This window comes from Nocardiopsis lucentensis DSM 44048 (genome assembly GCF_000341125.1).
GTDB classification, from domain to species: Bacteria; Actinomycetota; Actinomycetes; order Streptosporangiales; family Streptosporangiaceae; genus Nocardiopsis; species Nocardiopsis lucentensis.
This window is the reverse complement of sequence record NZ_ANBC01000256.1, coordinates 1-11,397: the sequence shown is the minus strand read 5'-3', so window position 1 is coordinate 11,397 and position 11,397 is coordinate 1. Positions and strand designations below refer to the sequence as shown.

Genomic DNA, 11,397 nt, shown 5'->3' with positions numbered 1-11,397 from the left:
TGCCCGTGCGCTGGCTCAACGACTACGGGTACGGGTGGCGCCGCCTGTCCGACCACGAGATCGCGGCGATCACGCACTATTACCGCAAGCTCGGCAGACACATGGGGATCAAGGACATCCCCGAGACCTACGAGGAGTTCCGCACACTCCTGGACGCCTACGAGGACGAGCACTTCGCCTACACCGAGGGCGGCCGCGCGGTCTCCGACGCCACCCTCGACCTCATGGTCACCTTCTACCCGCCGCGTGTGGCCGGGTTGGCGCGCAAGTTCTCGATGGCGATCCTCGACGACTCCCTGATCCGGGCCTTCCGCTACGACCCGCCGAGCCGTGCCTGGCGCCGCTCCTCGGACATCGCCCTGAAGCTGCGCGCCAAGGTGGTGCGCAGGATGAAGCCGCGCGAGGAGCCGCTGTGGGCGGACAACAACCCGAACGTGCGCAGCTACCCGAAGGGCTACGACGTCAACCGGATCGGCACGTTCCCCGCGAGCTGCCCGGTGGCGCACGACGTCGACCCGGTCGGACACGTCGAGGGGGCCGGCGCGGACGGTTCGGCGTGACACCGCCTCCCACCGGCTCCCCGATCTGCGACGACCGGTCCGGCCCCGCGGGCGGTCACGGGGACGAGCCCCGTCGGGGCGGGTCCGGCGCCCTGCCGCGGTCGGTGCACGCCTGGTACGGCAGCGGCGCCGTGGCCACGAGTGTGTTCAACACCGTTCCGGGCCTGCTGCTGCTCATCTACCTGACCGACTCCCTCTCGGTGAGTCCCGCTCTGGCGGGGATCGTGGTCTTCCTGCCCAAGCTGGTCGATCTTCTGGTCAGTCCGTACATCGGCATCTGGTCAGATCGGACGCGATCGTCGTGGGGTCCGCGCCGTCCGTGGATGCTCGCGGGCGCGCTGACCCTCCCGGTCCTGTTCGCGGCCGTGTTCGCGGGCCCTCCCCTCCAGGGGGACGCGGCCGCCGGGTACGTGGCGCTGCTCTTCGTCGCGGCCGCGCTTGCGGCGTCGATGTTCCAGGTACCGCACACCGCGATGCCGGGTGAGATCACCGACGACTACCACGAGCGGTCCACGTTCAACACGTGGCGGACCGCCTTCGTCGGGCTGGCCCTGCTGCTCGGCGGGGCGGCGGCGCCGGTCATCCAGTCGTCCTTCGACGACGACGCCACCGGCTACCGGGTCATGGGCCTGGCGATGGGAGCGGTGCTCCTGGCGGCCATGCTGGGCTCCGTCGCGGGCACGCGACGGGCCCCGCGTCCGGTGTTCGGTCACCGGACCGAGGGGCTGCTACCCCAGCTGCGGGCGGCGTTCGGCCACCGGCACTTCCGGGTGCTGTTCCCGGCCCACCTGCTCATGGCGGTCGCGAGCGGGACGATGGTGGCGGGCGTTCCCTACGTCACCGCCAACGTCATGGGTGAACCGGCCTACACGAGCATTCTCATGATGTGCGTCCTGGTGCCGCTGATGGTCACGGCACCGCTGTGGAAACGACTGTCGGTGCGCGTCGACAAACGGGCGGCGGCCGGGTACGCGGCCGGGGTGTTCGCGCTCGGCGGTCTGGGACTGCTGCTCATCCCGGTCTGGGGCGTGCCCGGGGCGGTGCTGTCGTCCGTCCTGGTCGGTGTCGGGTTGTCCGGAACCCATCTGCTTCCGGCCTCCATGCTGGCCGACTGCTTGGCCACACCGAGCGAGTCGGGGCAGCGCCAGGGTGGCGTTCTGTCCGGGGTGTGGACCTCGGGTGAGGCGATGGCGCAGGCCGTGGGCACGGGACTGCTGTCCCTGTCCTTGGCGGTCAGCGGATACGTGGAGTCCGGCGCGGGCGAGACCGTGCGCCAGAGCGACGAGGCCCTGCGGGGCATGCTGGTCGGGAGCACGCTGGTGCCCGCCGCGATCATGCTCTCGTGCCTGGTTCCGCTGGCCTTCTACCGCCTGACCGCCGCGGGCGTGGGCACGCGGCGGACGTGAGCGCCACCGGGTGTCCGCTCGGCGAGCGGACACCCGGTGCGCCCCACCCGGGCCGCGACGCGGTCCGGTCACCCGGGGAACACGGTCAGGTCGCCGAGATCCGACAGCGCCGCGTCGAGATCCTCTGACGCGCCGCGCAGCGTCACGTCGAGGAAGACGAGCGTGGCCCGCGCGGTGGTCCGGTGCGCGGCGGTCCGGTCGGCCGTTCCGACCAGTGAGGGCACCGGCGGGAGGTAGAGGGGCGCGTCGGTGAAACTCAGGTGCGCGGCCTCGGCGACCGTCAGCCGGTAGCCCGGTCCGGCGCTCGCCTCCAGGACCCTGTCCAGGCTCTCCGCGTAGCGCCGGTCACCTTCGGCGTCGCCCGCCCCCGCGCCCGCGACGAGCGCGAGCAGCGGCTGGGGATAGGTCGTGGCCGCCACGCGCCCCGGATACCCGTCGAGATCGATCACGGCCGTGAACCCGTGTTCCCGGACCGCGGCCGCGATGGCCGCCGCGCCGCCGAGGGAGTGACCGGCGGCGGCGACGCGGCGCAGGTCGAGCCGTCCGGCCAGTGGTCCCCGACCGGAGTCGTTCTCCTCGCGCAGACGGGCGAGGACGAAACGCATGTCCTGCGCCCGGATCGACGTCCACTCCGCGGCGCGCCGCTCGTCCTCGTCCGGGTCGCCCGTCGCCGCCACCCGTCCCCGGATGACCGTCCCGTCCTCCAGGACGACCACCGCCGAGTCGTGGGGATGGTCCAACGCGACCACGACGTATCCGTGGCTCGCCAGCTCCTGAGCCCAGGCCGTGTTCTGGGAGCGCACACCCCCGAGACCGGGAGAGAAGACCACCACCGGGTACCGCGACCGCCCCGGCGCGACCTCGGCGTCCGTGGTCGCGTGCGTGTCGGCTCGGGCCGCGTCGTCCAGCAGGAATCCGGGGACACCGAACGCGTCCGCCAGCCCGTCGGCGACCACGCGCGCCGCGCCCGCGCTGCGCCCGAGGTAGGGAGCGCGGTCACCCGGTCCGGCGTCCCCGTCGGCCGGATACCACATCTGGGCGACCACGATCCGGTGGTCGTCGGGGTCGTCCGTCCACGTCTCCTCCCGCCCCCGGTCGTCCCACTGCACGGTGGTCGTACCGACCGCGTACTCCCCCGTCGGCTCCGGAAGGGCGACCACCGGGAAGGACCACGCCGCCAGGGATCCGACGGCGGTCACCGCCAGGGCCACGNGGCCCGCCGTGGCCCGCGTCGGCGCGACGCGAGGGCCACCAGGGCGAGGACCGCCCCCGCGATGATCGGCAGCCACTGCCAGCGCGGTTCACCCGCCACCACCAGTCCGGCCCCGGCCGCCAGGAGGAGGACGGCCGCGACGCGTGCGGGCGGCCCAGGGACGCGGGGCGGCGTCCAGGCGGCGAGCAGCGAGACGACGATCGAACAGACGAACACGGCTTCGGGCAGGGGCACGGAGAGCCTCCTCGGCGGACACGGCGCTGGCGGGACCACCGAAACTACGGATCGCCGCGGCGGCGGGAATCCACCCGGAGTCCGAACCTCACGTCCACGGCATGCGACCGCGGTCCCGGGTCCTCCGGTCCGTCAGGCGGTGGCCCCTCGGTCCTCCGGCCCGCCTCAGTCCGTGTTCGGGGAGGCCAGTCCGGCCTCGAAGGCGAAGAGCACGAGGCCCACCCGGTCCCGGCGGCCCAGTTTCGCCAACAGGCGGCCCACGTGTGTCTTGACGGTGCCCTCGGCCATGTGGAGGCGGTCGCAGATCTCCCGGTTCGTCGCACCGGCGGCGATCTCCCGGAGCACCTCCGTCTCACGCGGCGTGAGCGTCGCCAGCGATCGGGCGTGGGCGTTGCGCCCGGGGCCGCCGGGGAGGGTGTCGACGACCCGGTCCAGCAGACGCCGGGTCGGCCCCGGCGCCAGGACGGAGCCGCCGTCGGCCACGCTCCGGACCGCGGACAGCAGATCCTCCTGGCGGGCGTCCTTGAGGAGGAACCCCGCGGCACCGGCCCCGAGCGCCGTGAAGACGTACTCGTCGAGGTCGAACGTGGTCAGGATCAGCACCCGTGCCGGGTTCCCCGCCCGGGTCAGCCTCCTGGTCGCCTCGACGCCGTCCGTCACCGGCATGCGGATGTCCATCAGGACGACGTCCGCGCGGACCGTCCGCAGGGCCTCCACCGCGGCGGCCCCGTCTCCCGCCTCCCCGACCACGGCCATGTCGTCCTGGGCGTCGATCATCATCCGGAAACCGTCGCGGACCAGGCGTTGGTCGTCGACGAGGAAGACGGAGACGCTCATGGTCGCACCCCCTCCTCCGTGGGCGTCCGCAGCGGAAGCACCGCGTGGAGTCCGAACCCTTCCCGTGCCCGCGGACCGCACACCATCGTCCCTCCGTGCAGGCGGACCCTCTCCCGCATGGCCCGCAGCCCGTGTCCGCGACCGTCGTCGCGGGCGGCGGAACCGAGTCCGTCGTCGCTCACGTGGACCTCGACCGCCTCCGCCGTGACCACCACCAGCACGTCCAGGACGGCGGCGGACCCGGCGTGGCGCAGGAAGTTGGTCGCGGACTCCTGGACGAGCCGGTAGACCGTCAGGCCGAGCACCGACCCGACCGCCGCGGGCGGCCCGTCGACCCGCAACCGGGCCCGGCCTCCGAGCCCGCCGACGAGTTCCCCGAGGTCGGCGAGCCCCGGAGGGGGCCGGTTTCCCTCCGGGCTCCCGGGAGTGTCGCCCCGCCGCAGCAGCGCGACCATCTCCCTCATGTCCTCCAGCGCCTCCCGGGCGGTCGCCGAGACCACCGACAACACCTCGAAGGTGCGCTCCGGGCCGCGCGCGGCCAGGGCCCGGCCTCCCTCGGCCTGGACGGCGATCACGGACAGCGAGTGCGCCACGATGTCGTGCACCTCCCGTGCGATCCGGCCGCGCTCCTCGGCCACCGCCTCGGCGGCGGCCCGGTCCGCCCGGTCCCGTCCCCGGCGGCCGAGGGCGTAGGCGACCAGCACCACGCCCGCGTGGGCCGCCACGGTCGTCAGCACGTCCCCGGCGGCGACCGCCTCCTCCCCGGTCGTCAGCCACCGGACGGGACCGACCACGGCCCCGGCCAGCGCGACGCCGAGACCGACCCGTGCCGGCGCCCTCCGGGACCATCGGGCGAGCCCGTGGACCAGGACGGGTACGGCGATCACCGCGGCGGTGGGTCCGGTCAGGAGGAGCGCGTGTGCTCCCGCGGCGGCGGTCGCCCACGCCAGGGCCAGGGCCGGAAGGGTCCTGCGCACCGCGAGGGAGGCTCCCAGGGCCACGCTCAGCACCGCGGCGAGGGGATCGGAGAGCGCGAAGGCGGCCCCGACCGCCGCGACACCGCTGGCGAGCGCGGCGTCCTCGGCCCACACGGGTAGGCGGACGTCGGCACCGACGTGCCGTGTTCGGATCGGTCTCCGGTCGGACATACCGGCCCATGCTAGTGAGGGCGCCGCCGCCCGCCATCCGACCGTGGTCTGAGACCGGTCAGCGGCCCAGCCGCCGCCACACCGCCCGGGGGAGCATCCGCATCCCCGCGAACACCGGTCCCAGCACGCGCGGGGCCCACACCGTGGTGGCCCCGGAGCGCAACCCGGCCGCCACCGCCTCGGCCACCCGCCCCGGCGTGGCGGGGAAGGGCGCGGGATCCACGTGCGCGGACATCCGCGTCGGCACGTAGCCCGGGCGCACCACCAGCACGCGCGCGCCGGTGCCGTGCAGGGAGTCGGCCAACCCCTGCGCGAAGCCGTCCAGACCGGCCTTGGCCGACCCGTAGACGAAGTTGAACCGGCGCACCCGCACCCCGGCCACGGACGAGAGCACGACCAACGCGCCGTGGCCCTGGGCGCGCAGGCGCGCGGCCACGGCCAGACCGACGGACACGTGTCCCGTGTAGGTGACCGCCGCGGCGCGGGCGGCGGCGGCCGGGTCGGCCTCGAACTCCGCCTGGTCCCCCAGGACGCCGAACGCGTCCACGACCACGTCCAGGTCGCCGACCAGTTCCACGACGTGGTCGACGACCTTCACGTGGGTGTCGGGGAGGGTCGCGTCGAAGTCCACCGAGCGCACGGTGGCGCCGAGGGCGGTGAGCGCGCTCGGGTACGCCTCCACGCCGCCCCGGGCCGCGAGCACCACCTCGCGGGCGCCGTCCCTGACCAGCCGTTCGACGATGGCCAGGCCGATCTCGCTCCGGCCGCCGAGCAGCAGCACCGTCCGCACGGTTCCCACCGAGTCGCGCATGGTCGGTCGTCCTCTCCTTCGGCTGTGTGTCGGGGCCGCCGTCAGACCAGGCGCAGACGGCGCGCGAGGTCGGAGACGAGCACCCCGTCGGGGTCGGCCCGCTCGCGGACGCGCCGCCACGCGGGCAGGTCGGGGTACATCGCGCGCACGGTCTCGGCGCGGGCGCGGCTGTCCTTGGCCAGGTACAGGCGGCCGCCGACCTCGAGCAGGCGCTCGTCGAACCCGTCGAGCAGCCGTCCCAGCCCGGGCAGGTCCGCGGGCAGGTCGAGCGCGAGGGTCCATCCGGGGCGCGGGAAGGAGAGCGGTCCGGGGGTGGGCTCGCCCATGCGTTTGAGGACGGCGAGGAAGGACGGCGCTCCCGCGCGCGACAGGCCGGTCACGATGTCGGTGAGGGTGTCCTCCGCACCGAAGGGCACGACGAACTGGTACTGGACCAGCCCGTGCGGTCCGTACACCCGGTTCCAGCCGCGCACGGCGTCGAGCGGGTGGAAGAAGGAGGACAGGGGCTGGGCCTGGCCGCGGCGGCGTTCGGGCGCGGCCGCGTGGTAGGCGGCGTTGAACGCGCCGACGGTCCACCGGTTGAGCAGGCGCGGCGGCGCCCAGGGAGGAGCCCCGACCGGTGCCGTGGGGCGGTGGTGCAGGGGATCGCGGCGCAGCGGGCGCGGAAGGTCGGCGATCCGCGCGTGGTGGGCGCGGGTGAGGACGCCCCGCCCGGTCGCGGCGCCCCGGGCCAGCAGGTCGAGCCAGCACACGGTGTACCGGTAGTCGTCGTCGGTGCGCGCCATGAGGTCCAGTGTGGCGTCGAGGCCGCCGGTGCGGTCGGTGTCCACCCGGGCGTAGGCGGTCTCGACGGGGTGGACGGCGATGGTGGCCTCGGTGATGACTCCGGTGAGGCCCATGCCGCCGACGGTCGCCCAGAACAGGTCGGTGTCGTCGCCGTCGGGGCTCAGCCGTCGGGTTCGGCCGTCGGGGGTGACCAGGGTGAGGGCCCGGACGTGCGCGCCGAGTGAGGAGTCTGCGTGGTGGTTCTTGCCGTGGACGTCGGCGGCGATCGCTCCGCCCAGGGTGACGTGCCGGGTCCCGGGGGTGACGGGGACGAAGTGCCCCTCGCGCAGCAGAGCGGTGATGAGCCGTCCCATACTCGTGCCCGCGGGCGCGGTGACCTCGCCGCGGTCGGGGTCGAGTCGGGGCGGCCCGGTCAGTTCCGTGCAGTCCAGGACGAGACCGCCCGCGGCCTGGGCGGCGTCGCCGTAGGAGCGGCCGAGCCCGCGGGCGAGGGCGCCGCGCGGTCCCGCGCTGGCCAGGGCGTCGGCGGCCTGACGCGCGGTCCGGGGCCGGACGACGTGGGCGGCGGTCGGCGCGGTGCGGCCCCAACCGGTGAGCAGCGTCGGCGGGTTCAAAGGTGGATCCCGGCGGCGACGAGGGCCACGAGCGTGACGAGCATGATCTGGATCGGGCGGTCCCGCAGGGCGATCTCCTCGGGTTCCTCGCCGACCCCCCGGTCGACGAGCAGGTTGTAGCGCAGGACGAACATGACGAACGGAACGATACTCAGTGTGTGCCAGAGCGTGTGTCCGCCCGGTTCCAGCGCCCACAGGAAGTAGGTGACGATCATCGCGCCGGAGGCCATGGTGCGGGTCTGGGTGAGGTAGCTCCTGGTGTAGGCGCACAGCGTGCGGCGCACGGGCGTGCCGGATCCGGCGGCGCGCAGTTCGGCCTCGCGCTTGCCGACCACCACCAGGAGCGCGCCCAGGGAGAGCACGAGCACGAACCAGGAGGTGAGGGGGACGCCGACGGCGACGCCCCCGGCGACGGCGCGCAGGACGTGGCATCCGGCCACGACGACCAGGTCGCACAGGACCACGTCGCGGAGGAGGCGGGTGTAGAGGAGGGTGAGCAGGACGTACCCGGCGAGCAGTCCGGTGACGCGGAGGTCGCCCAGTGCCAGAGAGGCCAGGGGCGCCGCGACGCCGAACACGATCCCGGCGATGACGGCCACGGGAACGGGCAGGGCGCCGGAGGCCACCGGGCGGTGGCGTTTGCGCTCGTGGGAGCGGTCGGCGCGTGCGTCGTGGACGTCGTTGAGCAGGTAGGTGCCGCTGGCCGCGAGGCAGAAGAGCGCGAACAGGCACGCGCACACCAGCAGCGCCTGGGGTTGGTCGAGTGCCCCGGCCGCGCCTGGGGCGGCGAACACCAGCAGGTTCTTCAGCCACTGCCGGGGCCGGCACGCCCGGGCGAGGGCGACCAGCGGATGCGGCCGGTCACCGGCGCGCCCGGACGTCGGGCCCGCCGGTGACCGGCCGGTCGGAGGCGACGGGTCAGCCGACGTTCGCACTGCGGAGTCCGGTGTCCACGCCGCGGCGCCCGGTGGTCAGGAGGACGACGGCGACGGCGATGAGGCCGAGCCCGAGGACGCCGAGCCCGATCGGCAGCGTGGTGCGCAGCAGGGGCAGGACGGCGCGGGCCTGCTCGGTGTCCTCGATCTTCTTGTCGATGCTCGCCTGGTTGAACGCGAGCTCACCGCTGAGCAGGACCAGGACCTCCTCGCCGTCGACGACGACGGCGCGGTGCTGGTCCTCGACCACGTTGACGGGGGTGCCCGAGACCGGCTCGATCCAGTAGGTGCGGGTGATGGAGAAGGTCTCGTCGCCGGTGACGTCGCCCTCTCCCTCCAGACCGGCGACCGAGCGGGGGATGGTGCGCTCGCCGACGACGGTCGGCTCGACGGTCTGGACGAAGCGGTAGGTCTCGACGCCCTGGATCTCCTCGACGCCGTCGAACCTCATGGGGACGACCTCCTCGACGGTGGTCTCGAAGAAGTCGTAGTCCCGCTGCTCGGTCATGAAGGGGAACTTCCAGAGCTGACCCGCCTGGACGACCGACTCCTCGTCGATCATCGCGTCGCAGCAGTCGACGGCCTCACCGGTGACCCGGTCGTGTCCGGCTCTGCGGCTGTTGGAGGAGATGCCGAAGTCCCGGTCGGTGTCCGTGATCCAGGTGAACTGGTCCCAGACGACGGTGTCGTCGGTGCTGGAGGCCACGTCCGCGCGGATGGTGGCGTGGGCCTCGACGGCGGCGCCCTCGACGAACTCCACCTCCTCGATGTTGAAGTAGTCGACCTCCCCGACGTTGACGGTTTGGCTGTAGTAGTCCAGTGGAGTCTTCATCAGGGAGCTCGCCATCCACATACGCATCATGGGTGCGAGAGCGAGGCAGAAGACCCCCAACGCGATGAGAACGACCGCGGCGATACGGCGCATGTGCCCTCCTGGGCGGATGAGAGTCAGGGACCGGAACAGACTGGAACTAGCTTCAGTTCCGGGTAGAGTACTGCCCAGTAGTGAACAACGTCACCAGGGCGTGTCTGAATTTTTATAACACGTTCTAGTGCATCGCGTTTCAATGGACTCCCGCTCTGGAAGGCCCCATGGCGCCCACGCCGACCGCGCCCGAGGACCCCACAGGGTCCCCCTCCGGGGGCGCGCCGACCTCCACCCGGCCCCTCGACCCCGCGCTCGTGCTGCCCCAGGTCGACGGCCGCCACGAGACCCTCGACGGCATCCGTGCCGTGGCAGCCGTGATGGTGCTGCTCTTCCACGTGGCCACCGAGACCGGGGACGCGCTCGCCCCCGGGGTGCTCGGCGGGCTCCTGGCCTCCATGGACCTGGCCGTCCCGCTCTTCTTCGCGCTCTCCGGCGTACTGTTGTACCGGCCCTGGGCCCGCGCGGTGCTNCGGGCCCCGCCCCCCCGCCCCTACCTGTGGCGGCGCGCCGTACGCGTGTTCCCCGCCTACTGGGTGGTGGCCGTGACGGCGCTGCTGGTCTACTCACGGGAGGAACTGGGGTCCCTCCTGTACTGGGGCGAGGTCCTCACGCTGACCTTCCCCTTCGACACCGACCCGCCGTGGCTCGGCACCGGGCCCTACGGGCTCGGCCAGATGTGGAGCCTGTCCGTCGAGGTCAGCTTCTACCTCCTGCTGCCTCTGATCGCCCTCGCCCTGTCCCTGTGGGCCCGGCGCGGCCGGACGGTCGACGCGCGGGGGCGGCGGCTCATGATCGGACTGGCGCTGATGACCGCGCTCGCCTTCGGCGCCCTGGTCCCGCAGTTCTATCCGCAGGCGCGCGAGTACATGCACGCGTGGCTGCCGCGTTCTCTGGGACTGTTCGCCGCCGGGATGGCGCTCGCGGTGCTCTCGGAGTGGGCCTGGCGCGAACCCGGCCGGGGCGGCCCCGTACGGCGCTTCTGCCGGACCGTCGCCGCCTCGCCGGGGGTGTGCTGGCTGGTGGCGGGGGCCTTCTACGTCCTGAACGCCACTCCCGCGGCCGGTGGACGGTTCATCGGCGCGGGCGACATCTGGAGTTCGGGGCTGAACTCGGCGACGGGGATCGGCTTCGCCTTCTTCGTCCTCGCCCCCGCCGCGCTCGCGCCCCGGCCCACCGGCGATCCGACGCGGCTGCGCGATCCGCGCTCCTGGACCGGGGGCCGCTGGATGGAGACGCTGCTGCGGCACCGGGTGTGCCAGTTCCTCGCCCGGATCTCCTACGGGGTGTTCCTGTGGCAGTTCATGGTCCTGTACCTGTGGCGGGACTTCACCGGGCAGGAGATCTTCACCGGCTCGTTCTGGCTGGACGCGCTACCGGTGACGCTGGTGACGGTCCTCCTGGCCTGGGCCACGTTCCGGTGGGTGGAGGAGCCCAGCCGCCGGTGGTCCCGCAGGCACACGCCGAGGTTCGTGCGGTAGGGGAGCTGTGTCTGCTTGGGCCTGCCGCTTCGCTTCGGCCCGCCCGTCGCCCTCCACCACCCTCAATGGACGCCTCCGGCGCGGTTCCTCCCTCTTCGTCGCCCGCCACCGCCCGGGGACCGCTTCGCGGTGGGGCGGGCACCCTCGACCGACGCCTCCGGCGCGGCACTCACTCCGTTCGGGCGACCCCCTGCAGTAACCGTTCCGGGAAACGGAGGCTAGTCCTGCGCGTCCCAGGGGTTGCCCTCGACGGACGGCGCCATCTCGCCCACCGACACCCAGGTCACACACAGTTCCTCGGGGTCGGTGTGCAGGGTCAGGCGCTCCCCCGGGGCGGCCACGGGCACGTACCAGTTGGCGCCCGCCTCCGCCGCGGGAAGGTCCAGTTCGAGCCAGGCGTCGCCCAGCAGGAGCTCCGCCCCGGTGTCCGCCTCGGCCGTGTAGCCG

10 protein-coding genes and 1 pseudogene are annotated in these 11,397 nt (G+C 73.4%); 3 read left to right on the top strand and 8 right to left on the bottom strand.

Features of this window, described 5'->3' with window-relative positions; genetic code table 11:
- Both D471_RS33580 and D471_RS0108720 read left to right on the top strand, forming a co-directional pair.
- The coding region (locus D471_RS33580) for an oxygenase MpaB family protein (RefSeq protein ID WP_017598266.1) at positions 1-560 on the top strand (560 nt) is incomplete at its 5' end.
- 92 nt (positions 561-652) lie between these two features.
- Complete coding sequence (locus D471_RS0108720) at positions 653-1,966, top strand: MFS transporter (RefSeq protein WP_152486258.1); 1,314 nt, start codon at positions 653-655, stop codon at positions 1,964-1,966.
- A 68-nt stretch (positions 1,967-2,034) separates the two neighbouring features.
- On the opposite strand, the gene D471_RS33575 is transcribed toward D471_RS0108720, so the two are convergent.
- From D471_RS33575 to D471_RS0108685, 7 genes are all read right to left on the bottom strand, one after another.
- Positions 2,035-3,177 carry an alpha/beta hydrolase family protein gene (locus D471_RS33575; protein WP_017598264.1) on the bottom strand — a complete coding sequence of 381 codons (1,143 nt, stop codon included), beginning with the start codon at positions 3,175-3,177 and terminating at the stop codon, positions 2,035-2,037.
- A 401-nt stretch (positions 3,178-3,578) separates the two neighbouring features.
- Complete coding sequence (locus D471_RS0108710) at positions 3,579-4,250, bottom strand: response regulator transcription factor (RefSeq protein ID WP_017598262.1); 672 nt, start codon at positions 4,248-4,250, stop codon at positions 3,579-3,581.
- Positions 4,247-5,398 (bottom strand): sensor histidine kinase, encoded by a 1,152-nt coding sequence (locus D471_RS33570; protein ID WP_083924166.1) that lies wholly within the window; start codon positions 5,396-5,398, stop codon positions 4,247-4,249. The genes D471_RS0108710 and D471_RS33570 overlap by 4 nt, the downstream gene beginning before the upstream one ends.
- Before the next feature lie 58 nt (positions 5,399-5,456).
- Entirely contained in the window at positions 5,457-6,209 is a 753-nt protein-coding gene (locus D471_RS0108700; RefSeq protein WP_017598260.1) for a decaprenylphospho-beta-D-erythro-pentofuranosid-2-ulose 2-reductase, read from the bottom strand.
- Between the two features lie 41 nt (positions 6,210-6,250).
- Complete coding sequence (locus tag D471_RS0108695) at positions 6,251-7,609, bottom strand: FAD-binding protein (protein WP_017598259.1); 1,359 nt, start codon at positions 7,607-7,609, stop codon at positions 6,251-6,253.
- Positions 7,606-8,544 carry a decaprenyl-phosphate phosphoribosyltransferase gene (locus tag D471_RS0108690; protein WP_017598258.1) on the bottom strand — a complete coding sequence of 313 codons (939 nt, stop codon included), beginning with the start codon at positions 8,542-8,544 and terminating at the stop codon, positions 7,606-7,608. Before D471_RS0108690 ends, D471_RS0108695 begins: the two co-directional genes overlap by 4 nt.
- Entirely contained in the window at positions 8,528-9,469 is a 942-nt protein-coding gene (locus tag D471_RS0108685) for a DUF3068 domain-containing protein (protein WP_017598257.1), read from the bottom strand. Before D471_RS0108685 ends, D471_RS0108690 begins: the two co-directional genes overlap by 17 nt.
- A gap of 167 nt (positions 9,470-9,636) precedes the next feature.
- Between D471_RS0108685 and D471_RS0108680 the strand changes: the two genes are divergently transcribed.
- Positions 9,637-10,950 (top strand): acyltransferase family protein, encoded by a 1,314-nt coding sequence (locus D471_RS0108680; RefSeq protein ID WP_017598256.1) that lies wholly within the window; start codon positions 9,637-9,639, stop codon positions 10,948-10,950.
- A 218-nt stretch (positions 10,951-11,168) separates the two neighbouring features.
- Here D471_RS0108680 and D471_RS40090 read toward each other — a convergent pair.
- Positions 11,169-11,397 (bottom strand): annotated as a pseudogene (locus D471_RS40090) (hypothetical protein); the annotation flags it as partial.